The following is a 23,913-nucleotide window of genomic DNA, read 5'->3' on the forward strand; positions in this document are numbered from 1 at the left end:
GCTCCCGATGAGACGCAGATCAAATCAGGGCGGCGCGGCGAAGTCCACGCCATCCACGCCGCCGCGCCTCCGCCTAGGGCGCGGCCTTCAGGTCGCGGGTGAAGTCGGCGGCGATCCTGTCGCCGAGCTCGGCATGCATGGCGGCGCGCGGGCGGCTGCCGCCATCGTCGCACAGCCGGTCGGCCTCGCCGATCGCGGCCAGCAGTGCCTTGCCGCCTGGCTGGCATTCGGCGAGGAAGGTGAAGTGCACGGCGCCGTCGACCTGCGCATAGTCGCCCTTGGGCGTCAGGCGGGCGAGGTCCTCGGCGACGACGCCGGTCGGGACGGTTCCGGGACCGCCGAGATTGATGAAATGCATGGGGATGGCGATGGCTTCAAGGCTTGCCCGCTGGAACGCCATCGCCATGCCCGGATCGACCAGCACTGCCGAGCCGATGCGCGGATCGCGGTTGGACTGCTCGAAGCGGCGCTTGTCCATCTGCCGCAGATCGACCTTCTGGCTCGGAACCTCCTTGCCATCGACATAGCCCTTGCCGCCGGCGAACCAGACGCAGTCCATCATCGCGGGATAGGTGTCGCAGTAGCGCGCATAGGCCTCGCGGTCGGGGATCGCGCCGGCCAGTTCCATCGCTGTCGTGCCGCCGAGCGAGAAGCCGAGCACGCCGACCCGGCGATCGGCGAGCGCGTCGCGCCAGTCGGGGCTCTCCGTCAGCGCGGTGAGCAGCGTCGCGAGATCGTCCGTGCGCTCCCACACATTCGGCGTGGCGATCGGCGTCGAGTCGCCGCTGGTCGTGCCGGGGTGGTTGGGGCCGGCGACGATGAAGCCGGCGGCGACCAGGCGGTTCGCGATCCAGCCGAGATTTTCGATCCGCGCGCCGGAGCCGTGCGAGACGAGGATCAGCGGAAAGCGGCCCGGAGCGCGCGGCGCGTCCGCCAAGGCCGGGGCGCCCTGGAAGAGTTTGTTTTCGCCGACGCGTATGTCCGTTCCGCCGGGCGTCGCCGGGTACCAGATGGTGACCGCGAGGTCCCGGCCGCGCGCGGGCGAGGGGACGGTCAGCGTCTTGACGCCGACTTCATCCGCCGCGAGGACGGGCTGGGTGGCGGTCGCGAGGCAGAGGGCTGCGAACAGAAAGGCGAGGGGCTTCATGGACTCTCCGGCTTGGCGAAGCATGGCAACGGTGCCGTCCTCCCAGAGCCGATCCGCCCGGCGCGTCCTCGAACCTGTTTGAGGTCGTCCGCGAACGTGATTTAGGTCACGTTTCCTCGTTGGAACCGTTTTCACCGGGTATCCGCTTGCTCTTCGTGCCCTTGCCTTTCGTCGTCGCCCTGCTGCTCGCGATCCTCTTTCTCGCGCTGCTGCGCTTCGGCGAGGGCGGAGGCGCCAGCCGTCCCTTCCTGCTACTGATCGGGCTCTGCGCGCTGCAATCCGTTCTGGTCGGACTGCGCTGGGGCTACGGCGTATCCGTGCTGCGCTTCGCCTTGCCGGTCGTGGCGGCTTCTCTGCCGCCGCTCGTTTATGCGAGCTTCCACCGCTTGATCCGTCCGGGGCCAGCGGCACATCGCCGTGACCTCCTGACGGCCGCGCTGCCGCCTTTGCTCGTCGTCGTCCTGTTCCTGACGCTGCCGCAACTGATCGACATCGCGCTCGTCCTGCTGTTCGTCGGCTACGCGGTCGCCTTGTTGCGGCTCGGCCGTTCCGGACCGGACGGGCTCGGCGAGGCACGCTTCGAGGGCGTCACGCCGGTTCATCGGGCGCTCTATGTCGCCGCCGCGGCGCTCTGCCTCTCGGCGCTGTTCGATCTCGCCGTCTTCCTGAATTTCGAGCAGATGCGCGGCGCCCATGTCGGTGCCATCGTCGGCAATGCCAATTTCCTCGGGCTGCTCATGATCGGCCTGACGGCCTGGATCGCCGGCAGCAGCCAGGCAGCGCCGGAGCAGACACCGGAGAGCGTGCCGGCCGCGCCCGATCCGGACGCCGACGATGATCGCGAGGTGCTCGCCAGCATCGAGGCGCTCATGAAGCAGGAGAGGCTCTATTGCGACGAGAACCTCAACCTGTCGCGCCTCGCGCGGCGCGCCGGCATTCCGGCCCGCCGGATTTCCGCCGCCGTCAATCGCCTCGCCGGCATGAACGTCTCGCAATACGTCAATGGCTACCGCATCGAGGAGGCGTGCCGCCTGCTGCGCGATACCGACGCGAGCGTGACCACCGCGATGCTGGAGGCGGGGTTTCAGACCAAGTCGAACTTCAATCGTGAGTTCCGCCGGGTGACCGGGCTCAGCCCGGCCGCATGGCGCGCGCTGCATCGGCCCGACGCCACCTGATGGGGCGGCGGGGCGACGGCTGGCTGGCGCCTTACGCTTCCTCGGTGATCACCGCGAAGCGCGTCAGGAGGTTCGGGCCGAAGGTGTGCGTGATCGGCACATCGGCGGCATCGCGGCCATAGGCGATCGGGACACGGCCGATGCGGCGGTCGTTGTTGCGCGGGTCGAAGACGTGCCACTGGCCGGAGAGATAGACCTCGATCCAGGCGGCGAGGTCCATGGCCGCATAGGGCGGCGGCTGGCCGACATCCGAGATGTAGCCCGTGCAATAGCGGGTCGGGATGTTCAGCGTCCGGCAGAAGGCGACGGCGAGATGGGCGAAGTCGCGACAGACGCCGACGCGCTCCTGATAGGCCTCTGCGGCCGTCCGCGTGTTGCGCGCGTTCTCATAGCCGAAGCGGATATGGTTGTGCACGAAGTCGCACACCGCCTGCACCCGGCTCCAGCCCGGCTGCGTATTGCCGAACAGGCGCCACGCCTCGTCGGCGAGGCGGTCGGTCTCGCAATAGCGGCTGCCCAGCAGGAAGACGAGCGTCTCGGCCGGCAGATCCTCGACCCGATGCTGCATCGCCTCGGGGTGGTACGGATCCGGCTGGCCGCTGTCGCGGATGATCGTGTCGGTGCGGATCGAGAACCGGCCGGCCGGTGCCACCAGGCGGCAGCACCAATTGCCATAGCTGTCATAATAGCCATGGATCGGTACGGACGGGTTCGTCGTGATCAGATCGGGATATTCGAGCAGCGACGCGCGCGATGGGTGGACATTGACCATCGCGATCATCGGCGTATCGGCCGTGAGGTCATAATCGAGCTGAACGCCGAGCCGCAGCCGCAGCGGAAACGCGTTCGGGTCGGTGCCTGGCCTCATCTGAGTCGATGTGAACCCGGCCGGCGTGGGTAGATCGTGCATGCGCATTCTCTCCTGGCGCCCGGCGCGCCTCTCGCGACACAACAGAATACCACGATGTTGGTTCCCCCCATTGGCGCAATTCCCGGCACCGTGCGCCTCCTGCTTGCGCGTCCGCTGCATCGTGCTAGTTTGCCGCCGTCTCATCGGGGTGCCTCGATCCGTCCCGGATCCTGGCTGAGAGGCTTTCAAAGCCAACCCGCGAACCTGATCCGGATCATGCCGGCGGAGGGATTGAGCCAAAGGTGCGCAAGCGCCAAAAGCCGTCGTTCCGTCCTGCGCCAACGCCAAGGACGAAGAATTGTCTCAGAAAGCAGAAGAAACCCTCTCGCTCGACGCCGCTTTCGCCGCGCTCGTCGCGCTGCGCGCCACGCGGCCGCTGGTGCAGAACATCACCAATTATGTGGCGATGACCATCTCGGCCAATGTGCTGCTCGCCCTCGGCGCGTCGCCTGCCATGGTGCATGCGCCGGAGGAATCGGCCGAGTTCGCCGCCATCTCCAATGCGCTCGTCGTCAATATCGGCACGCTGTCGCCGCCCTGGGTCGAAGGCATGCGCCGCGCTATCGGCAAGATGCGCGAGCTCGGCAAACCCTGGGTGCTCGATCCCGTCGGCTGCGGCGCGACCGCCTATCGCACGGGCATCGCCGTGGAGCTGGCGGCGCTCGGCCCGGCCGTCATCCGCGGCAATGCCAGCGAGATCATGAGCCTCGCCGGCGCGTCCGGTGCCGGCGGCAAGGGCGTCGATTCGACCGACAGCTCCGATGCAGCCCTCGATGCGGCGCGCGCGCTGGCCCGTGACACCGGCGCGGTCGTCGCCGTCACCGGCGAGACCGACTATGTCACGGATGGCACCACGCTGGTCGCGATCACCGGCGGCCATGCGCTGATGCCGCTCTCGACCGCGCTCGGCTGCGCGCTCTCGGCGACGGTCGGCGCCTTCGCCTCGGTCCGCCCGCCGCTCGAGGCCACTGTCGCCGCCATGGCCGTCTATGGCGCCGCCGGCGCAGAGGCGGGCGCGCGCCTTACCGGACCCGGCCATCTGCCGGCCGAGCTTCTCGACGCGCTCCATGGCATCGATGCGGCCGCGATCGCGCGCAACGCGTCGATCCGCGTCCTGGCGGGGGAGGCGGTCTGATGGCGGTGCGGCCCTTCGATCTCTCGGTCTATCTCATCACCGACGAAACCCTCGCCGGCCCGCGCGGCGTCGTCGAGACCGTCCGGCAAGCGGTGGCCGGCGGCGTCACGCTCGTGCAGCTGCGCGATCCCGTGAACAAGACCCGCCATCTGGTCGAGACCGCCGCGGCGCTCATGGATCTGCTCCGGCCGCTCGGCATCCCGCTGATCATCAATGACCGCGTCGACGTCGCGCTCGCCGTCGATGCCGATGGCGTCCATGTCGGGCAGAGCGACATGCGCCCCGCCAAGGTGCGCGAACTGATCGGTCCGGACCGCATTCTCGGCCTTTCGGTCTCGCGCGTCTCGGAACTGGTGCCGGAGGATATCGACGTCGTCGACTATCTCGGCGTCGGCCCGGTCTATTTCACCGCGACCAAGCCGAATGCCCCGACGCCGATCGGCTTCGAGGGCGTCGCGGCCATTCGGGCGGCGACGAAGCTGCCCATCGTCGTCATTGGCGGCGTGCAGGCGAAAAATGGCGAAGCGGCGATCCGCTCCGGCGGCGACGGCCTCGCCGTCGTCTCGGCGATCATGGCGGCGGACGATCCGAAGGCCGTCGCGTCGGAACTCGCCGCGGTGGTCGCGGCTGCCAAGAGCGGCTGAACGATCTTCTCCCAGGCGGAAAAGGTCCTCGGACCTTTCCGCTTGTTTCGTTGAAGACGGCAGCATGACATGATGCACCGAAATCGCCCGTTTCCCGAGGAGAAATCCATGTCCGCCCATGCAAGCCGCCTGAAGGTCACCGGCGCGTCCGGTCCCCGCTTCGACGAGATCCTGACGCCGGAGGCGCTCGCCTTCGTGGCCGAACTGCATGGCCGCTTCGATGCGCGCAGGCGCCAACTCCTTGAAAAGAGAGGGGAACGCCAGGTCTTCTTTGACAAGGGCGGCCTGCCGGACTTCCTGCCCGAGACCGCCTCCGTTCGCTCGGGCGACTGGAAGGTCGCGCCGATTCCGGCCGATCTGCTCGATCGTCGCGTCGAGATCACCGGCCCGGTCGATCGCAAGATGATCGTCAACGCGCTCAATTCCGGCGCCAAGGTCTTCATGGCGGATTTCGAGGACGCGTCCTCGCCGTCCTGGGCCAACATGATCGAAGGCCAGATCAATCTGAAGGATCGCTGGGCGAACAAGATCGACTTCACGGACGCGAAGACCGGCAAGGAATACAAGCTGTCGTCCAAGCCGGCGGTCCTGATCATCCGTCCGCGTGGCTGGCATCTTCCCGAGCGCCACATCACCTTCGACGGTGCGGAAGCGTCCGGTTCTCTGGTCGATTTCGGTCTTTACTTCTTCCACAACGCCAAGTCGTCACTCGCCGCCGGCTCGGGTCCCTATTTCTACCTGCCGAAGATGGAGAGCCATCTCGAGGCGCGCCTGTGGAACGAGGTCTTCACGGCGGCCGAGGAACTGCTCGGCGTGCCGCATGGCTCGGTCAAGGCGACGGTTCTGATCGAGACGCTGCCGGCTGCCTTCGAGATGGACGAGATCCTGTTCGAATTGAAGGACCACATGGCCGGCCTCAATTGCGGCCGCTGGGACTACATCTTCTCCTTCATCAAGACTCTCCGCAATAACAAGGACTTCCTGCTGCCCGACCGCGGCCAGGTCGTCATGGGCAAGGCCTTCCTGAAGGCCTATTCGGATCTCCTGATCAAGACCTGCCATCGCCGCGGCGCCTTCGCCATGGGCGGCATGGCCGCGCAGATCCCGATCAAGAACGATCCGGCCGCCAACGAGGCCGCCTTCGCCAAGGTCCGCGCTGACAAGGAGCGCGAGGCCGGTGCTGGCCATGACGGCACCTGGGTCGCGCATCCCGATCTGGTCCCCGTCGCCATGGAAGTCTTCGACCGCCTGATGCCGACGCCGAACCAGCTGACGCGCCTTCGCGAGGATGTCGCCGTGACGGCGAAGGACATGCTGCAGGTTCATGAGGGTACGCGGACGGAGGAAGGTCTTCGTCACAATATCCGCGTGGGCGTCCAGTATATCGAGGCCTGGCTGCGTGGCCGCGGTGCCGTTCCGATCTATAACCTTATGGAAGATGCGGCGACGGCCGAGATCAGCCGCACGCAGATCTGGCAGCAGCTTCACTTCGAGGCGACGCTGGAAGGCGGCCAGAAGGTGACCAAGGAACTCTTCGAGCGTCTGCTCGGCGAGGAGATGGAAGTCGTCAAGCGCGAGGTCGGCGCCGACAATTACGCGGCGGGCCGTTTCCCCGAGGCGATCGAGCTCTTCGCGCGGCTTTCGACCGCCGACGAATGCGAGGCCTTCCTGACGGTGCCGGCCTACCGCCTGATCGACTGACCTACCGGCGGGTTGACCGCAATTCCTCTGCCGGATTAGCTTGGCGGCGGGCTGGCACGGCCCGCCGCTTGCGCCTGTTACGGGTATGGTGAACGTGCCGAAGATCGATCCTCTGGTCCGTTCTGCCAGTTCGGCGAGCGCGTCAGCAATGCAAGCCCTGACTGCCTGTTCGCCGCGAAGCAGAAGGACTTGAGATGATGCGCGATTTTCGCGATGCCAAGCTCATGGCGAAGGAACTGCGGGCCGCATTGGCGGCTCGGGGTGTCGACCTCGGCCATGGCGAGACTCTCGAACTGGTGGCCCGTCAATTCGGCGAACTGGACTGGAATACCCTCTCAGCCGCGATCGGCGCAGCCCCGTCGGACGCAAGCATGATGGTGAGCGAGGTCATCCCCATCCTGCGGATCTTTGACGTCGGCAAGGCCCGCGAGTTCTACGAAGGCTTCCTCGGGTTCAAGATGAACTGGGAGCATCGCTATTCGCCCGCGCTTCCGCTCTATGCCGAGATCGGGCGCGCCGGCATGAAGCTCCATCTGTCGGAGCATCACGGCGATGCCAGCCCGGGCTCGACCGTCTTCGTCTGGATGACGGGTCTGCGCGCCTTCCACGCCGAACTCATGGAAAAGCGCTACGGCTATTCGCGCCCCGGTCTGGAGACGACCGAATATGGCGCATTGCTCGTCGAGGTCCCCGATCCGTTCGGGAACCGGATTCGCTTCAACGAGAGAATCTGACGACGGAGACAAAGCGCCGCGATGGCGGCGCTTTGTTCATTCGCGTCAGTGCTCGACCGAGGTCGGCGCCGGGCCGTGACCGCGGATCGGCCGTTCTTCCATCAGCGTGAAGAAGATCAGCGCGATCACGATGCCAACCGCAGCCGCCGCGAAGACGCCGCTGAAGGCGCCGCCCAGCGAAATGCCGGCCTCGGTGGCCTTGGCGACCTTCTCCTCGACAGACGTGCCACCGGCCGAGGCAAGGCGATCGACGCCGGCGAGGAAGACGGCGCCAAAGGCCGCGACCAGGATCGCGCTGCCGAGCGCGCGCATGAAATTCACCGTAGCGGTCGCCGATCCCATGTGGTGCGGCGCGACGGCGCTCTGAACGGCGACGATCGTCACCGGGAACAGCGACCCGAGGCCGAGGCCGATAATGGCGAGGAGAATTTCGAGCGGCACGAGGCTCAGCCTGTCGGCGAAGAGCGCGAGGGCCGCCGTCGTCAGCGCGGAGATGATGAGCCCAGCGATCGGCAGGCGCTTATAGGACGCGACGCGCGCCATGACCCGTCCCGACGTCTGCGCCCCGATCACCGTGCCGATCGACATGGGAATGAGCGCGACGCCCGACGCCCCGGCCGAAAGATGCAGCACTGACTGGAAGAACAGCGGCAGATAGATCGACAGAGACACCATCGTGCCGATGCCGAAGAAGCCGGCGAGCGTCGCGAAGGCCACGACGCGGTCGCGCAGCACGCCGAGCGGCAGGAACGGTTCGGGCGCGGTCAGCAGGCGGGCGACGAACAGCACCCAGGCGACCGCCGAGGCGCCGAAAATACCGAGGATCGTGCCGGACGACCAGGCATAGGTGACCCCACCCCAGGACAGCGCCAGCAGGAGCAGCACGGCAGCAGCGACGAGCAGCAGCGCGCCGATCACGTCGATCTTATGCGGCCGCTCATAGCGCGGCAGCTTCCGGAGCGCGGACGCCGTCATGGCGAAGGCCATCGCACCGAGCGGTATGTTGATCCAGAAGATCAGCGACCAGTGCCACAGCTGCGAGAGCACGCCGCCGAGCACGGGGCCGGCGACGCTCGACAAGGCGAACACCGCGCCGAAATAGCCCATGTAGCGGGCACGCTCCTTCGGCGACATGGCGTCGCCGATGATCGTATGGGCGAGCGAGATCAGGCCGCCGCCGCCGAGGCCCTGCAAGAAGCGCGCGATGATCAGCGTCAGCATGGTCGGCGCGAGCGCGCAGGCGACCGAGCCGATCATGAAGATCGTGATCGCCGTCAGCAGCGTGGTGCGCCGGCCATAGATGTCCGACACCTTGCCGTAGAGTGGCGTGACCGCGGTCGACGACAGCAGATAGGCGGTGACGACCCAGGCGATGTTCTGGAGATCGCCGAGATCGCGACCGATCGTCGGCAGCGCCGTCGCGACGATCGTCTGGTCGAGCGCGGCCAGCAGCATGGCGAGCAGCACACCGATGACGATGGTCCGGATCGTGGCGTCGTCGAGTTTGACCGGTCCCGGGGAGGGGGTGGCAGTGGCATCCATGGCGATGAGGCGGGATCGTTGAGCAAGGGCCTGACGAGACATATCGTCGGCGAATGATAAGGCAAGAGGAACGATATTCCGTTCCGCGCGCCATCGCAATTGCGGGCGTTCCAACGCGAAGGGCTAGGCCTCGATCAATGCCCCCCTCCGCCGCCACCGCCCCGGGCCTGCGGCTTCTGGGCGAGCGGCACGAGCAGCACGATGGCGCCGAACAGAAAGGCGAGCGCCAGGAAGACGTCGGAGAACGCCATCACGAGCGCTTCGCGCCGCACCGATTGGCTGAGCACCTTGAGCGCGCCGATCTCGGCATTCGAGCCCAGCGCCGTGAGCCCGCGGGACAGCGCCGCAATGCGCTCGTTCGCGACGTCGCGGCCCCAGTTCACCGATTCGTGCAGGCGGCTGATATGCAGGTCCCAGCGATTGTTGAGCACCGTCGTGATCACGGCGAGGCCGACGGCGCCGCCGAGATTGCGCGTCAGGTTGAAGAGGCCGGAGGCGTTCTTGATCCGCTCGGGCGGCAGCGTGCCGAGCGCCAGCATCGAGACGGGGATCATCGAGGTCATCAGCGCGACGCCGCGCAGCGCCTGCGGAATGAACAGCTCGTTGAACGACCAGTCCTTCGTGATCGGCACCAGCTCGAGGCAGGAGACCGCGAACAGCGACAGGCCGAAGGCCATCATCCAGCGCGGATCGATGCGCTGCGCGAGCTGACCGGCGATCGGCGCCGTGATCATCATGAAGATGCCGGTGACGAACATGGTTTCGCCGATCTGCAGCGAGTCATAGCCGCGCACCCGGGCGAGGAAGACGGGATAGAGGTAGACGAGGCCGTAGAGGCCGACGCCGAGCATGAAGGAGAACAGCGAGCCGGTCGCGAAATTGCGGTTGTTGAAGGCGCGGATGTCGACGATCGGCTCCTTGGCGTTCAGCACGCGCCAGAAGAAGGCGACGCCGGCGATGACCGACAGGACGGCGAAGATGAGGATCGTCTCGTCCTGGAACCAGTCATTGGCCGAGCCTTCCTCCAGCACATATTCGAGGCTGCCGAGAAAGAGCGCGAGCGTCGCCAGGCCGAAATAGTCGAAATGGTCCAGTAGCGCGAAATGCGGCTTGTCCCAGTCGACAAGGAAATAGGTGCCGAGCGTCACCGCGATGCCGGGCAGCACGTTGACGAGAAACAGCCAGTGCCAGGAGAAGAGGCTGGTGAGATAGCCGCCGATCGTCGGGCCGATGGTCGGCGCCAGCGTCGCGATCAGGCCGATGATCGCCGAGACCATCGCCTGCCGGTTGCGCGGGAAGATCGTGAACGCCGCCGCGAAGACGGACGGGATCATGCCGCCGCCGATGAAGCCCTGCAGGCCGCGCCAGATGATCATCTCGGTGATCGTGTTGGCGGTGGAGCAGCCGATTGAGGTGATGGCGAAGCCCGCGGCGGCGGCCGAGAAGAGATAGCGCGTCGAAAGCGCCCGGCCGAGGAAGCCCGAGAGCGGGATCATTACGATCTCGGCGATCAGATAGGCCGTCTGCACCCACGAGACCTCGGAGGCGCTGGCCGAAAGGCCCGCCTGGATCTCCGACAGCGATGACGACACGATCTGGATGTCGAGGATCGCCATGAACATGCCGACGCACATGAAGACGAAGCCGAGCGTTCGCTTCGCGTTCATGTGCGGTTGGACGAAGGCGGGAGGAGGGGCCATGGCGGCGCGTGCCTCATTCGAACGCCGCCGTTTCGAGCGAGGCGTCGATCGATCGTTGATAGGGAGCGAGGAGAGGATCGCCGGTAGGGCGGCGGCCCTCTCCTCCCTCGTCCCTCCGAGGAGGGAAGGGTGTCGGTCTTAGTTCCCGGCGGGCGTGTCGCCGGTCCGGCTGTCGACTTCGACCGTCACGGAGAGGCCGGGACGGAGTTCGCCGGCTGCTACCGCATCCGCCGGAATCCGGATCCGGACCGGGACGCGCTGCGTGATCTTGGTGAAGTTGCCGGTCGCGTTGTCGGGCGGCAGCAGGCTGAAGACGGCGCCCGAAGCAGGCGCGATGCTCTCGACCGTGCCCGTGAAGGGCCGGTCGTCGGCCGCATCGACCGTCACCAGCGCCTTGGCGCCCGGACGGATGCGCTGGAGCTGCGTTTCCTTGAAATTGGCGTCGATATAGAGATCGTTCGACGGGACAAGCGCCATCAGCCTCTGGCCGGCGGCGACATATTCTCCCGGCTCCACGGCCCGGTTGCCGACGATGCCGTCGAAGGGCGCGCGGACGACCGTGCGCTCGAGATCGAGCTTCTTCTGCGCGAGCGTGGTGTCGAACTGGTCGAGGGCGCGGTCGGCCTCGGTGCGTTGCGCTTCGAGCACGGTGACATTGGCCTGCGCAGTCGCAAGGCCCGCCGTCGCCGAATCCACGGCAGCGCTCGCCTTGTCGCGCGTCGCCTGCGCCTGTTCCAGCGTCTGCCGGCTGGCAAACTGGCTCTCGTTCAGCTTCGTTGCCCGGTCGAGATCCGCGACGGCGAGTTCGAGATCCGCCCTGGCCGAGGTCGCGGCCGCTTCGGACTGGCCGACGCCAGCCTTGGCCGCCTCAATCTGGCGATCGATGCGCGCCAGCGTCGCCTGCTGCGAGGCGATCTGGTTCTCGACCGCCGCGATGGCGAGGCGCTGGTCCGAATCGTCAAGCTGGACCAGCGGGTCTCCCGCCTTGACGGAGGTATTCGCCTGAGCATCGACCTTGGCCACATAGCCGGAGAGCCGCGGCGCGATGACGGCCGCGTCGGCACCGACATAGGCGTCGTCGGTCGAGACCATGAAGCGTCCGACGGTCCACCAGTCATGGCCGTAATAGGCGCCGGCCACGAGCGCGACCAGCGCGATGCCGGCCAGCACCATCCGCCGACGCCCGCCTTTCCGGGCGGGCGTCGCGGGCGCTGAGGAGCCTTCGGAAGCCGGGGTGGGCGGAGCTTCCGAAGGCTTCGAAGAGGGCTGCGGCTTCGATGCGGGCTGCTCGGCGACGGGTCGGATATCCGACGCAGCGGCGCCAGCCTCCTGATGGGGCGTCTCGACGAGGGCGACCTTGGCCATGGCACCGGTCCTGATGTTCAAATGAAAGGTCGATGACCGAACGGTTCGGTCAATGGCGCTTGAAATAGACCGCTCTTGCGACTAGATCAAGATCGAACCGAACGGTTCGGTCAAAAAATTTCCGATCTGGGGCTATCGGGCCAAAAGGTCGAGGAATTGGGCCTGAATCAGTTAGAATGGATCCAGAAGATCCGCGCCGCCGCTGCAGGCGGAACAGCAAGGACGAAGAAGGTGACGCTCGCCCACGACGTAGCCACCGCCGAACTCGTGGAGAGTTCGGCCGGCCAGGACCCCAAGAAACGGCGCCAGATCATGGACGGCGCGCGACAGGTCTTCCTGGAAAAGGGCTTCGACGCGGCCAGCATGAACGACATCGCGCGAGCCGCCGGCGTCTCCAAGGGGACGCTCTATGTCTATTTCGAGAACAAGGAGCGGCTGTTCGTCGAGCTCATCTCGACGGAGAAGCGCGAGGAGCTGTTCAGCGTCATCCAGCTCGATCATGACAATCATGACGTGGCCGGCGTGCTGGCGCGCTGCGGCTATCAGCTGATCGGGATCCTGACGCGGCCCTATTATATCCAGGCGATGCGGACCGTCTTCTCGATCGTCAATCGCATGCCGGATATCGGGGTCGAATTCTACGGCCGCGGGCCGCAGCTCTGCGCTGACCAGATTTCTCTCTATCTGCGCACGCAGGCCGATGCCGGCGTCGTCACGATCGAGGATTGCGATCTTGCCGCCGCGCAGTTTATGGAACTCGCGCAGACCGGCATCATGCGCAAGCTGCTCTTCGGTCTTCTCGAAACGCCGTCGCCGGAAGAGATCAGGCGGCGGGTCGATATCGCCGTCGCCTTCTTCATGAAGGTCTATGGCGCGCCCGCCGGCGCCCGTGGCGAACCGGCCGTGCAGGCGTTCGGCTAGAGCCGTTCAGCGCGCCAGTGAGGCACTGAACGGCATCTCTCCCTGTTCGGCCGCGTCGTCTTGCCGCGAACCGGTCTCCGTGGCGTTCGAAACGCTCTAGCGGACGATAACCTTGGTGCCGATCGGCGCCCGCTCATAGAGATCGCTCACATCGGCGTTGACCATGCGGATGCAGCCGGACGAGACGTTGTGGCCGATCGTCCAGGGCTCGCTCGTGCCATGGATGCGGTACATCGTGTCGCGTCCGCCGTCATAGAGATACATGGCGCGCGCGCCGAGCGGGTTCTGCGGGCCGCCTTCCATGGAGACCGGGAGGATGCGGCCCTTCTTGCGCTCGCGGGCGCGCATTTCCGGCGGCGGCGTCCAGGTCGGCCATTCGGCCTTGCGACCGATCTTCACCGTGCCGTGCCAGCCGAAACCCTCGCGGCCGACACCGACGCCGTAGCGCATCGCGGTGCCGTTGCCCTCGACGAGATAAAGGAACTTGTTGTTGGCATCGATGACGATCGTGCCGGCCTTTTCGTTGGTCGGGAAGCGCACGCGCTGGCGCTGATATTGCGAGGGCAGGGACGAAACACCGGGCCCCGCCGGCTGGAACGTGCCATTGCCCTGGAAGAGCAGCTTCAGGAAGTTCTCGGCATGGGCGGTTTCAGCGGTCATAGCGAGCGCTGATGCGATCAGCGCGCTGCCCAGTATTTTCCCGATCCTCATGGTCGTCCCCGCATTTCGTTCTTGAATCCCCGTGCCCGGCTCGATGAGCCGAGACATCCCGTCGCACAGGTTAGAAAAGCCGGGCAGATCCCGCAAGTCGAATGCCGCCCGTGTCTCAGGGCGGCATTGGATCAGAGCACGATGACCTTGGTGCCGACCTTCACGCGTTCGTAGAGGTCTGACACGTCCTCGTTGCGCATGCGGATGCAGCCGGAGGATACGGCGCGGCCGATCGTCCAGGGCTCGCTGGTGCCATGGATGCGGTAGAGCGACGAGCCGAGATACATGGCGCGTGCGCCGAGCGGGTTCTGCGGTCCGCCCTTCATCGAGACCGGCAGGATGCGGCCACGCTTGCGCTCACGGGCGCGCATTTCCGGCGGCGGCGTCCAGGTCGGCCATTCCGCCTTGCGCGTGATCGTGCGCGTGCCGGCCCATTCGAAGCCCGGCCGTCCGACGCCGACGCCATAGCGCCGGGCCGTGCCACCGGCCTCGACCAGGTAGAGATAGCGCGCATCCGTATCGATCACGATCGTGCCCGGCTTGTGCGGGCCGTCATAGGAGACCGTGGTCGGCAGGAAAGCGGGATCGGTCGCGCGGCCGGTCTGGGCCTGCTGCGGCTGGGGCTTGGCCGCCTGGCCGCCGAACAGCTTCTGGAACAGGCTCGGCGAAGCCGATGCCGTCTGGACGCGCGGCGCGCGGCTGCCGGCCGGAAACTGCAGCAGCCAGGGACTGTTGAGATCCGGGCTCAGCATGACGGGCGTCCGGGCGACATAGCGATCGTTCGAGGCGGCCGCGGCCGGCTCGACGAGGACGGCCGCGATGGTCGCGGCGAGGACGAGTTTTCGCATGGACGGACTCGGGATCAGGGCGTCGTGCGACATCGGCGAACGGGGCGGCGACTCGCAACGCCACATCAGCCTCCGCCCCACGCGAATCCTCGCCCGCGCGCACCAAGAAAGGGTGAACGACCCCTCAAGGCGGATGGGTATGGTGAATGAACTGTAAAGGCCGGGCCGGCGCGCCGCCTCTTGCGAAACCGCCAGGGCCGGGCTAACCAGTTTCGGAACAAACAATGAACAGAGGCTCGAATGGATCTTCCGAGCGGGTTGAAGCTGGGTTCCGACGGCAAGTGCCGGTGCTGGTGGTCGCATGGCGACGCGGAATATGAGGCCTATCACGACCGCGAATGGGGCCGCCCGGTGGTCGAGGATCGCCGACTGTTCGAGAAGCTCTGCCTCGAAGGCTTCCAGTCAGGCTTGTCCTGGCTCACGATCCTCAGGAAGCGCGAGAATTTCCGCCGCGCCTTCGCCGCCTTCGATCCGGCCGCCGTGGCGGCATTCGACGAGCGCGATGTGGAGCGGCTGCTAGCGGATGCCGGGATCGTGCGCCATCGCGGCAAGATCGTCTCGACGATCAACAATGCCCGCCGAGCGCTCGACCTGATCGCCAGCGAAGGCTCGCTCGCCGCCTATATCTGGCGCTTCGAGCCGCCGGCGTCCGAGCGGCCGCAGGTCTTCGACCATGCGAGCCTCGTCGCGATGCCGACGTCGCCGACCTCGGTCCGCCTGTCGAAGGATCTGAAGAAGCGTGGCTGGTCCTTCGTCGGACCCACAACGGTCTACGCCTTCATGCAGGCGATGGGCCTGGTCAACGACCACCTCGAAGGGTGCCATTGCCGGGCGGAGATCGAGGCGCTGCGCGCCGCCGCCGTCATTCCGCGCTGAAGCGCGGTGAGATCCGGGTGGGCGCGCGAAACGCGCCGCGACGGCCTCTCGGATCAGTAGCCGAAGCGATCCCGGCGCTGGCGCGCGAAGCGGCGGTGGATCATCTCCACCTCGATCTGGTCGCCGGCCTGGCTCAGCGCCTCGGCTTCCGGATCGTAGTTCACGTAGTTCTTCCAGCTCTGACGAAGGCTCTTCAGGGTCGGGAACATCGTTTCATCCTCTCGTCGGATGCGCATCGGCGCATCGCCATGAGAGAAAGCTAGTATCGTTATGCCGCGATGCAAAATGCCTTCTTCGCATCGCAGCAATGCACTTAGCGCATAGGCGGCGTATCAGCCGCCATTGTGCCCGTCGAGACGGCCGAGCAGGCGCGAGGTCAGGGGACTCATGGACGAGAAGACCATATCGAGCTTCTCGACCGTCACCAGACGGGCGCCGGCGCCGGTACGGAGCCATTCCGCACACGCATAGACCTTGGCCGCCGCGCAGTGGAGCGTCAGTGGGCCGGCTGGGGTGCCGAACGGTGCGGTCGCGCCGAAGCGGTCGAGCGCCACGAGCGCGGCGCCTTCCGGATCGGCGACATCGGCCCGGATCTGCCGTAGCGACCGGCCGGCGGCCTCCGCCTCGATCCGGTCGAGGATGGTGCGAAGCGCGCCGCGCGCCGCGCCGCTCCAATGGGTGGCGAGGCTCGCCACGATATGCGCCTCGGAACGCAGGATCACGCCGTCCGCGATGACCTTGAGCGCGTTGGCCGCCAGCGTCGAGCCGGTCGTCGTGATGTCGACGATGAGGTCCGCGGCCCCGGAGGCCGGCGCGCCCTCGGTCGCGCCGAGGCTCTCGACGATGCGGTAATCCGCGATGCCGTGCTCGGCGAAGAAGCGCCGCGTCAGGTTGACATATTTGGTCGCGACGGTGAGCCAGCGGCCATGGCGCTGGCGGAAGCCCGCGGCCACGTCGTCGAGATCGGCCATGGTGCGGACGTCGATCCACGCCTCGGGCACGGCGACGACGACATCGGCATGGCCGAAGCCGAGCGGCAGGACGAGGTCGAGCCGATCCGCGAAATCGGGCACCTCTTCTTCGACGAGATCGCGCCCGGTGATGCCGAGATGCACCGAGCCGGCGGCGAGCTCGCGTGTGATCTCCGACGCCGAGAGATAGGCGATCTCGACGTCGCCGAGCCCGGCGATCCGTCCGCGATAGGAGCGCTCGCTGCCGGATTGCTGCACGGGCAGGCCGGCGCGGGTGAAGAAGGCGTTGGCGTTTTCCTGCAGCCGGCCCTTGGAGGGCACGGCCAGGACGAGCGGGGCGTCGGTCATGCGCTCACTCCCTTGACGCGATCGAGCCAGAGCGCGAAGCCGACGGCCGGAACGGCCGCCCGCGCGCCGAGCGCCGGCAGCAGCCGGTCATAGCGCCCGCCGCCGACCACCGGACCCGCCGGGAAGGCCGGATCGTGGATTTCGAAGACGAAGCCGGAATAGTAATCGAGCCGGCGGCCGAAATCGGCGGAGAAGGCGAGCTTCGAAAGATCGATGCCACGCCGCGCTAACCCTTCGGCCCGCTTCTCGAAGCCTTCGAGCGCCGCGTCGATGCCGAGCTTCTCGTCGGTCGAGAGTGTCTTCAGCGCCGCGAGCGCACCGTCGGGCGTGCCGGAGATCGCGCGGAAACGCGCGATCACGCTCGTCGCGCGCGCGTCGAGACCGCCGCCGGCGGCGAGCGAGGATTGCTCGAGGAAGCGGTCGGCGATCTCCCCCGGCGTGCGGCCGCCGATCGACTTGATGCCCGCGATCGACAGCAAATCCTCGACGACGCTGTGCGCGGCGTCGTGATCGGCGCCGTCGAGCGCGGCGAGGAAGCCGGCATGGGCGGGCGCATCGCTGGCGCGGTCGGCCGAAAGGCGCGCGAGCGTCGCGTCGAGCCGGGCGCCGTCGCCGAAGGCGCGCGCCAGCCGCCGCTTCCACGGCGCGGCGATGCCGAGCGCGTCGATGACGGCGGAAAAGAGCAGCGAGTCGCCGACCCGCACATCCGGCTCCGACAGCCCATAGAGCGCGGCGGAGTCGAGCGCGAGCGCCAGCACGTCGGCATCGGCGGTGATGCGGTCCGTGCGGCCGAGCGATTCGACGCCGGCCTGCAGGAATTCGCCGATCTGACCGGGCCGGTGACGGAAGACCGGGCCGATATAGGCATAATCGGCCATGCGATGCGCATCGCCGGTCGAGAGATGGTGCATGCAGACGGGGATGGTGAATTCGGGTCGGAGGCACAATTCGCGCCCGTCCGAACCGGTCGTCATATAGAGCCGGCGGCGCAGATCCTCGCCCGCGACCTCGAGGAAGATCGACGCATCGGACAGGATCGGCGGCTCGACGAAGCGATAGCCGGCCTCCGAAAGCAGGATGCGCAGCGGCGTGGTGTCGACGCTCATGCGCGTGCCCCCTCGATGATGCCCCGCACGGCAGCGACGAGTTCGGCTTCCGGAACCTCGAACTGGCCCGGTCGCTCCTCGCGCCAGGCGGCATTGTCGCTGACGGATGCGGCCGCAGCCTTGCCGGCGGCGAGATCCTTGATCTGCACGACGCCCTTGGCCAGTTCGTCGCCGCCCTGGATGATGACGCAGGGGCTGTTGCGGCGGTCGGCATATTTGAGCTGCGCCTTGGGGCCAGAGCCGCCGAGATAGAGCTCGGCGCGGATGCCCGCGTCGCGCAGCGCCTTCACCATGCGCTGATAATCGCCCATGCGGTCGCGGTCGAACACGGTCACGACGACCGGACCCGCCTCGGCCTCGACCGAAATCTCGCCGAGCGCCGACAGCGCCGCCATCAGCCGCGAAACGCCGATCGAGAAGCCGGTCGCCGGCACGGGCTCGGAGCGGAAGCGCCCGACCAGCCCGTCATAGCGCCCGCCGCCACCGACCGAGCCGAACCGCGCCGGCTGGCCATCATCGTTCACGGTCTCGAACAGCAACTCGGCTTCGAAGACCGGGCCGGTGTAATATTCGAGGCCGCGGACGACGGAGGGACTGATCCGGACTCGCTTCGTTCCATAGCCGGCAGATTTCAGCAGAGCCGCGATTTCCCTCAATTCGGCGAGACCTTGCCGACCCGATTCGGATCGGCTGAGGATCACCTCCCACTCGTCGAGCACCAGTGAATTGAGAACGACGCTACTTGCATCGCCTGCCTTGACCACTTCGTCGTCATCCGCAGCGTCAAATCGTGCGGCGTCTTGGAGCGAGACGATGTGCTTCTCGTCGGCGCCGACAACTTGGAGGAGTTCGATAATCTGGGCCTCGTCGAGGTCCGCCCCCTTGGTGAAGTCGCCGCTCTCGTCTTTACGTCCGGCACCCAGAAGAAGCCGCACTCCTTCCACACCGAATTTGTCGAGCTTATCGATCGCCCGGAGCACCGTGAGTCGTTGGCTCGCCTTGTCCTCGCCAGCCAGCCCGATGGCCTCCATGACGCCGTCGAGCACCTTGCGGTTGTTCACGCGGATGACGTACTGGCCGCGCGGGATCCCGAGCGCCTCCAGCGTATCGGCCATCATCATGCACATCTCGGCATCGGCGGCCGGGGAGGCGGCGCCGACCGTGTCGGCGTCGAACTGCATGAACTGGCGGAAGCGGCCGGGGCCGGGCTTTTCGTTGCGGAAGACCCAGCCGGCGCGATAGCTGCGATAGGGCTTCGGCAGCGCCTCGAAATTCTCGGCGACATAGCGGGCGAGCGGCGCGGTGAGGTCATAGCGCAGCGACAGCCACTGCTCGTCATCGTCCTGGAACGAGAACACGCCCTCGTTCGGCCGGTCCTGGTCGGGCAGGAACTTGCCGAGCGCGTCGGTGTATTCGATCAGCGGCGTCTCGACCGGCTCGAAGCCATAGCGCTCATAGACCTCGCGAATCGTGGCGAGCATCTTTTCGCTGGCCTTGATCTGCCCGGCATGGCGGTCGACGAGCCCGCGCGGCAACCGCGCCTTCAAGGCATGCGTCTTCTTCGTCTCGGCCATGGTTCGGATCCCGTCTTGGCGCCCCCCGCTTGGAGCGGTGCGTGTCGTACCGCATCGGCACCCCATGGGGCAACCTTGCGGGCGGAATCGGGCGGAGGTGCCGTGCGCGCCAACAAAAAGGGGCCGCCCGAAGGCGGCCCCGAAGCGCTTGGGAGGAAGCGCTGGACGATCGTTGTCGTCGGTCGATCAGAACGAGCGGCCGAGCGCGGCGTCGACCGAATACTTGTTGCCGCCGCGGAACACGAAATAGAGCGTCAGGAAGAACCACAGGCCCGCATATTCGAAGCCGCCCGAGGCCATGAAGAAGCCGGCGCCGGCATGGACGGAGAGCACGGCGACCGCGAGGAGGATCGTCAGCGCGACAGCGGCCGGGCGGGTGAAGAGGCCGATCGCGAGCAGGATGCCGCCGACGAACTCGGCGAGGCCGGCGATGACGGCGAGCGGAACCGCCGGCTCGAGGCCGACCGAGGAGAAGAACTGCGCCGTGCCGCCGATGCCGTAGCCGCCGAAGAGGCCAAACAGCTTCTGCGCGCCATGCGGCACCATCCAGGCGCCGGCGACGAAGCGCAGCAGCGCCTCGAACACCGGGGTGGCGCCGGCATAGAGCCCGCCGAGAGCGGGAACATAGAGCTTGGAGGAGGTAACGTCGGACATCGTTGGAACTCCGGGAGGAATTTGATGAGGCCGGAATACAGCATTCCGATTGTCACCGTAACCTGCCCGAAGCTCCACACACTGTTCACCTCAGATGCACAATCGCGCGATTGCCGCGATGGACAGCGCATCTATTTCGCCTCAGGCCGGCACGGCGGTCGTGCCTTGCTCCTCGACAAGGCGATGCGCTCCGCTCTCGGTTGCGACCAGCTTGAGGAAGCGCTCGTGCAGCGGCGTCAGGCTGGAGCGATGGCCGATCGAGACGATCGTCGTATCGGGCAGGCGTTCGCTGATCATGCGATAGATCCGCGCCTCGGCCGCCTCGTCCAGTGCGCTGGTGGCCTCGTCGAGCAGCAGCCAGTCGGGCTTGGCAAGCAGGGCACGGGCAACCGCGATGCGCTGCTGCTCGCCGCCTGAAAGGCGATTGCCCCAATTGGCGACCTCGTCCAGATCGCCTTCGAGCCGCGCAAGCCCGACCGCGCCGAGGGCGTCGAGCGCCTCCTCGCGGCTGATCGCGTCGGCTTCACGCGGATAGGCGAGGGCGGCGCGCAGCGAGCCGAGCGGCATGTAGACATTCTGCGGCAGGATGAGCAGGTCGGCGCCCTTGGGAATGTGTACGCCGCCGCTGCCATAGGGCCAGATGCCGCCGAGCGAGCGGAAGAGGCTGGTCTTGCCTGATCCGGACGGCCCGGTGACGAGCACCCGCTCGCGCGGGCTCAGCGTCAGATCGGAGACCTCGACGATCTCGCGCCCATCCGGCAGGCGGACGACGAGGTTCTGGATCGAAAGCGTGTCGGGCGCGCTGTCAGGCGACAGCAGGGGTCCCTGAGCACGCGCACCACTGGCACTCTCGATGCTCGCCTCGAAATCGTCGAGACGGTCGACGACCGACTTCCACTCGGCCAGCGAGGCGTAATAGTCGACAAAGAAGGAAAAGGCGCCCTGCACTGTACCGAAAGCGCTGGCGACCTGCATGATCCGTCCCATTTCCGAACCACCAAAGAAATAGGCAGGGCCGATCAGAATGAAAGGAACGATGACGGATATCTGACCGAAGCTGGCCGTGAAGAAGGTCAGCTTCTTTGTGCGATTCATGATGTCGATATAGTTGCCGACAACTTTGCCGAATCGATGCTGAAGCGTGGACCGCTCTGCCGGCTCGCCCTTGAGCAGGGCGATCTCCTCGGCATTCTCCCGGTTTCGCACCAGAGCAAAACGGAAGTCGGCTTCGTAGCGCTGCTGGTCATAGTTCAGCCGGACGAGCGGCCGGCCGATCTTGTGCGTCAAGACCGTGCCGATGACCGAATAGATGAAGGCGACGATCACCAGATAGCCGGGAATGGAATAGGTCTGGCCGAACATGATGAGCGGGACTTCGGCGGAGAGCGTCCAGAGGATCGCTACGAACGTCACGAGCGTCACGATTTGTCCGAGCAGGGCGACGGCGGTGGAGAGAGCGCCATCGACGAACCGGCCCGTATCGTCCGCTATTCGCTGGTCCGGATTGTCGGCCGGATTGCCAGCCAGACGCATGCGGTAGTGAGTACCGCCTGACAACCATTCGCCCAGATACTTGCCGGTCAGCCACCGTCTCCAACGAATTGACAGCCACTGGTTCAAGTAGAGTCGATAGACCGCCGAGATGATGGATAGGCCGGCGATCCAGCTAAAAACAAAAAATAGCTGATGCTTGAACTCGTCCCAATTTTTCTGCTGGAGTGCAGTATAGAAGTCATTTTGCCAGCTGTTGTACTGTACATCGAGCCAGACTGCGAAAAGCCGGAGCGCTATGATCACGGCGAGCAACCCGACCGCGAAACGCATTTCCGACGAACGGAAATACGGCACCGCGATCCGCCACACCGTGACGATCGCCTCTTTCAGTTTCTGCATGGATGACTCCGTCCGGCCGAGGACACTTCGCTCTGCCCACGACTATGGGAAAGCCGTCCTGTCGGCGGGATTGCCGCAACATTACCGGAAGATGACAGATCGGATGACGGTCGGATATTCCACGCATCAGCGCGTGCAAACACGACAATGCGCGCCGCTTGGGCGCGCATGTCAGATTTGGGTCTGGATGATGCTCGGGTGGCGGTTCAGAACGGCCAGAGCTTCGAGAGGTTGAACTTGCCCTCGGTCTTGTCCGGCTCCTTCATCGGAGCGTTCGGATCCGGCGCACGATAGGCGACCGGCGGCTCGGTCAGATATTTGCGCGTCGGGTTGCCGTTGGCATCATAGGAGCCCGTCTTGCCCTTGTGCAGCGCGTCCCAGGCCTGCTTGCCCTCGGCCCGGGTCTGCTCCGTCGATTCGTTCGTGGCGACGTCATAGGACGTCTTGCCCTTGGGCAGGATGAAGTTCGGGATCGGGCTGTTGGCGGCGGCCTGCGCTTCGGCGGCGGCCTTCTGGCGGCGCTGCTCGTCCGGATCCTTGGGCCAGTTCGGATCATTGGCGACGGAGGCGGTGGCCTCGGGTGCCGAGCCGGGCGGGGGCAGGGCGGTCGATTTCGGCGCCACGATGCCGCCGCGCGGCTTGTAGTCGATCGGCGGCTTCTCGTCGCTGCCGAGCGAGGCGAGCGACATCACGTCCTTGAGCGTCTGTTCCTCGGCGGAAACGCCTGTGCCGTAGGTCGTGCCCGAGCAGCCCGCGAGCCCGAGAAGGGCGGCGGAACCGACGATCAGTGCAAGCTTACGTTGGACGGGCGAGACGGCCATGGTCGACGTGAAACTCCTTGGCGCCCGAATCGGTACGCGGTTATCCCGATCCGGCTATAGGACGCGAACCGGGCAAAAATCCGGCAGGCGCAAAACTTCTAGGGGATCGGCATGCCGCGGGCAACAGAAGTTGCCGTGATGGCGGCGTCGAGCGCGGATCCGGGGCCTGCGGAAGCGAGGATCGCCCGGGCGGCGAGCGAATCGCGGTCCATCTGTTCGATCAGCGCCTCGATCGAGGAAAACCGCTCTTCGCCGCGCAGATAGGCGAAGAAGGTGACGTTGACCTCTTCCCCGTAGAGGTCTCCCGCGAAATCGAAGACGTGGACCTCGAGCAGCACGGCGCCATTGTCGAAGGTCGGCCGCTTGCCATAGCTCGCAACCGCCGGATAGACGCTGCCGTCGCGGCGCGTCAGCGTCACGGCATAGATCCCGAGCGCTAGGCCGCATTCGGCCGGCAGGCGGACATTGGCGGTGGGATAGCCGAGCTCGCGCCCGCGCTTGTCGCCATGCTGCACCGTGCCGGCGACGAACCAGCGATAGCCGAGATCGCGATTGGCGGCGGCGACGTCGCCCTCTTCGAGCGCGCGGCGGATGGCGGTCGCCGAATGCGGCCGGCCCTCGATGTCGCCGACGGCGCCGACGACGATCGTCTCGAAGCCGAGCCGCCGGCCTTCCGCTTGCAGGTAGGCGGGCGTTCCCGCGCGATCATGGCCGAACTGGAAATCATGGCCGACCACGACGGCGGCGATGTTGAGATCGCGCACGAGCACATTGGCGACGAAGGCCTCGGCGCTGGTTTGCGCGAAGGCCGCGTCGAACCGCGCGACGACGATGCCGGAAATCCCGAGCGCGCCGGCAATCCGCGACTTGGCCGGCAGCGGTGTCAGGCGGAAGAACGGCTCGTTGGGGCGCAGGAGCTGACGGGGGTGCGGCTCGAAGGTCAGGATGAGCGCGGGCACGCCACGCCGCTGCGCCTCACGGCGCGTCGCCTCGAAGAGCGCGTGGTGGCCGCGATGCATGCCGTCGAAATTGCCGATCGCCAGAATGCCGCCACGGAAGGCGGGCGGCACGGCATCGAGCGGAATCAGCGTCGCTGGGAGCATGAATCGATCGCGATGAATGGGAGGCTGCATC

22 protein-coding genes and 1 riboswitch are annotated in these 23,913 nt (G+C 66.5%); of the genes, 7 read left to right on the forward strand and 15 right to left on the reverse strand.

Annotated features, from left to right (window positions below):
- Positions 1–73: 73 nt before the first annotated feature.
- Entirely contained in the window at positions 74–1,147 is a 1,074-nt protein-coding gene (locus tag GGR25_RS07385; protein WP_183398108.1) for an alpha/beta hydrolase family protein, read from the reverse strand.
- A gap of 146 nt (positions 1,148–1,293) precedes the next feature.
- Here GGR25_RS07385 and GGR25_RS07390 point away from each other — a divergent pair, with 146 nt between their 5' ends.
- The gene (locus tag GGR25_RS07390; RefSeq protein ID WP_183398109.1) at positions 1,294–2,325 is read left to right on the forward strand and encodes a helix-turn-helix domain-containing protein; all 1,032 of its coding nucleotides are present in this window, start codon (positions 1,294–1,296) and stop codon (positions 2,323–2,325) included.
- Between the two features lie 31 nt (positions 2,326–2,356).
- Here GGR25_RS07390 and GGR25_RS07395 read toward each other — a convergent pair whose 3' ends face one another.
- A complete protein-coding gene (locus GGR25_RS07395) occupies positions 2,357–3,160 on the reverse strand; it encodes a transglutaminase-like domain-containing protein (RefSeq protein ID WP_183398630.1) in 804 nt (267 codons plus the stop codon).
- A 209-nt stretch (positions 3,161–3,369) separates the two neighbouring features.
- Positions 3,370–3,483: riboswitch (TPP riboswitch) on the forward strand.
- A gap of 50 nt (positions 3,484–3,533) precedes the next feature.
- Here GGR25_RS07395 and thiM point away from each other — a divergent pair.
- The 4 genes from thiM (at position 3,534) to GGR25_RS07415 (ending at position 7,449) form a co-directional block, all read left to right on the forward strand.
- On the forward strand, positions 3,534–4,370 hold the full coding sequence (gene thiM, locus GGR25_RS07400; protein WP_183398110.1) for a hydroxyethylthiazole kinase: 837 nt from the start codon (positions 3,534–3,536) through the stop codon (positions 4,368–4,370).
- A complete protein-coding gene (thiE, locus tag GGR25_RS07405) occupies positions 4,370–5,014 on the forward strand; it encodes a thiamine phosphate synthase (RefSeq protein ID WP_183398111.1) in 645 nt (214 codons plus the stop codon). Before thiM ends, thiE begins: the two co-directional genes overlap by 1 nt.
- Before the next feature lie 108 nt (positions 5,015–5,122).
- The gene (aceB, locus tag GGR25_RS07410) at positions 5,123–6,715 is read left to right on the forward strand and encodes a malate synthase A (protein WP_183398112.1); all 1,593 of its coding nucleotides are present in this window, start codon (positions 5,123–5,125) and stop codon (positions 6,713–6,715) included.
- 197 nt (positions 6,716–6,912) lie between these two features.
- A complete protein-coding gene (locus GGR25_RS07415; protein WP_183398631.1) occupies positions 6,913–7,449 on the forward strand; it encodes a glyoxalase superfamily protein in 537 nt (178 codons plus the stop codon).
- A gap of 45 nt (positions 7,450–7,494) precedes the next feature.
- Here GGR25_RS07415 and GGR25_RS07420 read toward each other — a convergent pair whose 3' ends face one another.
- From GGR25_RS07420 to GGR25_RS07430, 3 genes are all read right to left on the reverse strand, one after another.
- Positions 7,495–8,991 carry an MDR family MFS transporter gene (locus GGR25_RS07420; protein WP_183398113.1) on the reverse strand — a complete coding sequence of 499 codons (1,497 nt, stop codon included), beginning with the start codon at positions 8,989–8,991 and terminating at the stop codon, positions 7,495–7,497.
- A gap of 134 nt (positions 8,992–9,125) precedes the next feature.
- On the reverse strand, positions 9,126–10,658 hold the full coding sequence (locus GGR25_RS07425; RefSeq protein WP_246409345.1) for a DHA2 family efflux MFS transporter permease subunit: 1,533 nt from the start codon (positions 10,656–10,658) through the stop codon (positions 9,126–9,128).
- A 171-nt stretch (positions 10,659–10,829) separates the two neighbouring features.
- Complete coding sequence (locus GGR25_RS07430; RefSeq protein WP_183398115.1) at positions 10,830–12,056, reverse strand: HlyD family secretion protein; 1,227 nt, start codon at positions 12,054–12,056, stop codon at positions 10,830–10,832.
- Between the two features lie 231 nt (positions 12,057–12,287).
- Between GGR25_RS07430 and GGR25_RS07435 the strand changes: the two genes are divergently transcribed.
- Positions 12,288–12,977 carry a TetR/AcrR family transcriptional regulator C-terminal domain-containing protein gene (locus tag GGR25_RS07435; RefSeq protein ID WP_183398116.1) on the forward strand — a complete coding sequence of 230 codons (690 nt, stop codon included), beginning with the start codon at positions 12,288–12,290 and terminating at the stop codon, positions 12,975–12,977.
- A gap of 96 nt (positions 12,978–13,073) precedes the next feature.
- Here the strand turns inward: GGR25_RS07435 and GGR25_RS07440 are convergent, their stop codons facing one another.
- Together GGR25_RS07440 and GGR25_RS07445 are read right to left on the reverse strand one after the other, a co-directional pair.
- Positions 13,074–13,637, reverse strand: coding sequence for a L,D-transpeptidase (locus GGR25_RS07440; protein WP_183398117.1), 564 nt, complete (start codon positions 13,635–13,637; stop codon positions 13,074–13,076).
- A gap of 182 nt (positions 13,638–13,819) precedes the next feature.
- On the reverse strand, positions 13,820–14,536 hold the full coding sequence (locus GGR25_RS07445) for a L,D-transpeptidase (RefSeq protein ID WP_183398118.1): 717 nt from the start codon (positions 14,534–14,536) through the stop codon (positions 13,820–13,822).
- 240 nt (positions 14,537–14,776) lie between these two features.
- On the opposite strand from GGR25_RS07445, the gene GGR25_RS07450 reads away from it, so the two are divergent.
- A complete protein-coding gene (locus GGR25_RS07450; RefSeq protein WP_183398119.1) occupies positions 14,777–15,412 on the forward strand; it encodes a DNA-3-methyladenine glycosylase I in 636 nt (211 codons plus the stop codon).
- Positions 15,413–15,465: 53 nt separating this feature from the next.
- Here GGR25_RS07450 and GGR25_RS07455 read toward each other — a convergent pair whose 3' ends face one another.
- From GGR25_RS07455 to GGR25_RS07490, 8 genes are all read right to left on the reverse strand, one after another.
- Positions 15,466–15,621, reverse strand: coding sequence for a hypothetical protein (locus GGR25_RS07455; RefSeq protein ID WP_183398120.1), 156 nt, complete (start codon positions 15,619–15,621; stop codon positions 15,466–15,468).
- Between the two features lie 123 nt (positions 15,622–15,744).
- Positions 15,745–16,731 (reverse strand): ATP phosphoribosyltransferase, encoded by a 987-nt coding sequence (gene hisG, locus GGR25_RS07460; protein ID WP_183398121.1) that lies wholly within the window; start codon positions 16,729–16,731, stop codon positions 15,745–15,747.
- A complete protein-coding gene (locus tag GGR25_RS07465) occupies positions 16,728–17,837 on the reverse strand; it encodes an ATP phosphoribosyltransferase regulatory subunit (RefSeq protein ID WP_183398122.1) in 1,110 nt (369 codons plus the stop codon). Before GGR25_RS07465 ends, hisG begins: the two co-directional genes overlap by 4 nt.
- A complete protein-coding gene (hisS, locus tag GGR25_RS07470) occupies positions 17,834–19,411 on the reverse strand; it encodes a histidine--tRNA ligase (RefSeq protein ID WP_183398123.1) in 1,578 nt (525 codons plus the stop codon). The genes GGR25_RS07465 and hisS overlap by 4 nt, the downstream gene beginning before the upstream one ends.
- 186 nt (positions 19,412–19,597) lie before the next feature.
- Entirely contained in the window at positions 19,598–20,065 is a 468-nt protein-coding gene (locus GGR25_RS07475) for a DoxX family protein (RefSeq protein WP_183398124.1), read from the reverse strand.
- Between the two features lie 141 nt (positions 20,066–20,206).
- Positions 20,207–21,958 (reverse strand): ABC transporter ATP-binding protein/permease, encoded by a 1,752-nt coding sequence (locus tag GGR25_RS07480; RefSeq protein ID WP_183398125.1) that lies wholly within the window; start codon positions 21,956–21,958, stop codon positions 20,207–20,209.
- Positions 21,959–22,164: 206 nt separating this feature from the next.
- Complete coding sequence (locus GGR25_RS07485; protein ID WP_183398126.1) at positions 22,165–22,779, reverse strand: hypothetical protein; 615 nt, start codon at positions 22,777–22,779, stop codon at positions 22,165–22,167.
- Positions 22,780–22,877: 98 nt separating this feature from the next.
- Positions 22,878–23,882, reverse strand: coding sequence for a bifunctional riboflavin kinase/FAD synthetase (locus GGR25_RS07490; protein WP_183398127.1), 1,005 nt, complete (start codon positions 23,880–23,882; stop codon positions 22,878–22,880).
- Positions 23,883–23,913 lie beyond the last annotated feature (31 nt).

This window comes from Kaistia hirudinis, from assembly GCF_014196455.1.
Taxonomy (GTDB): Bacteria; Pseudomonadota; Alphaproteobacteria; order Rhizobiales; family Kaistiaceae; genus Kaistia; species Kaistia hirudinis.

What these genes read in the sequence shown, in the direction of transcription:
- aceB (WP_183398112.1), top strand. Translation starts at nt 5,123, where the DNA reads ATGTCCGCCCATGCAAGCCGCCTGAAGGTCACCGGCGCGTCCGGTCCC.
- GGR25_RS07480 (WP_183398125.1), bottom strand. Translation starts at nt 21,958, where the DNA reads ATGCAGAAACTGAAAGAGGCGATCGTCACGGTGTGGCGGATCGCGGTG.
- GGR25_RS07465 (WP_183398122.1), bottom strand. Translation starts at nt 17,837, where the DNA reads ATGAGCGTCGACACCACGCCGCTGCGCATCCTGCTTTCGGAGGCCGGC.
- GGR25_RS07420 (WP_183398113.1), bottom strand. Translation starts at nt 8,991, where the DNA reads ATGGATGCCACTGCCACCCCCTCCCCGGGACCGGTCAAACTCGACGAC.
- GGR25_RS07485 (WP_183398126.1), bottom strand. Translation starts at nt 22,779, where the DNA reads ATGGCCGTCTCGCCCGTCCAACGTAAGCTTGCACTGATCGTCGGTTCC.
- GGR25_RS07430 (WP_183398115.1), bottom strand. Translation starts at nt 12,056, where the DNA reads ATGGCCAAGGTCGCCCTCGTCGAGACGCCCCATCAGGAGGCTGGCGCC.
- hisG (WP_183398121.1), bottom strand. Translation starts at nt 16,731, where the DNA reads ATGACCGACGCCCCGCTCGTCCTGGCCGTGCCCTCCAAGGGCCGGCTG.
- GGR25_RS07455 (WP_183398120.1), bottom strand. Translation starts at nt 15,621, where the DNA reads ATGTTCCCGACCCTGAAGAGCCTTCGTCAGAGCTGGAAGAACTACGTG.
- GGR25_RS07385 (WP_183398108.1), bottom strand. Translation starts at nt 1,147, where the DNA reads ATGAAGCCCCTCGCCTTTCTGTTCGCAGCCCTCTGCCTCGCGACCGCC.
- GGR25_RS07440 (WP_183398117.1), bottom strand. Translation starts at nt 13,637, where the DNA reads ATGACCGCTGAAACCGCCCATGCCGAGAACTTCCTGAAGCTGCTCTTC.
- GGR25_RS07475 (WP_183398124.1), bottom strand. Translation starts at nt 20,065, where the DNA reads ATGTCCGACGTTACCTCCTCCAAGCTCTATGTTCCCGCTCTCGGCGGG.
- GGR25_RS07445 (WP_183398118.1), bottom strand. Translation starts at nt 14,536, where the DNA reads ATGCGAAAACTCGTCCTCGCCGCGACCATCGCGGCCGTCCTCGTCGAG.
- hisS (WP_183398123.1), bottom strand. Translation starts at nt 19,411, where the DNA reads ATGGCCGAGACGAAGAAGACGCATGCCTTGAAGGCGCGGTTGCCGCGC.
- GGR25_RS07490 (WP_183398127.1), bottom strand. Translation starts at nt 23,882, where the DNA reads ATGCTCCCAGCGACGCTGATTCCGCTCGATGCCGTGCCGCCCGCCTTC.
- GGR25_RS07425 (WP_246409345.1), bottom strand. Translation starts at nt 10,658, where the DNA reads ATGAACGCGAAGCGAACGCTCGGCTTCGTCTTCATGTGCGTCGGCATG.
- GGR25_RS07415 (WP_183398631.1), top strand. Translation starts at nt 6,913, where the DNA reads ATGCGCGATTTTCGCGATGCCAAGCTCATGGCGAAGGAACTGCGGGCC.
- GGR25_RS07450 (WP_183398119.1), top strand. Translation starts at nt 14,777, where the DNA reads ATGGATCTTCCGAGCGGGTTGAAGCTGGGTTCCGACGGCAAGTGCCGG.
- thiE (WP_183398111.1), top strand. Translation starts at nt 4,370, where the DNA reads ATGGCGGTGCGGCCCTTCGATCTCTCGGTCTATCTCATCACCGACGAA.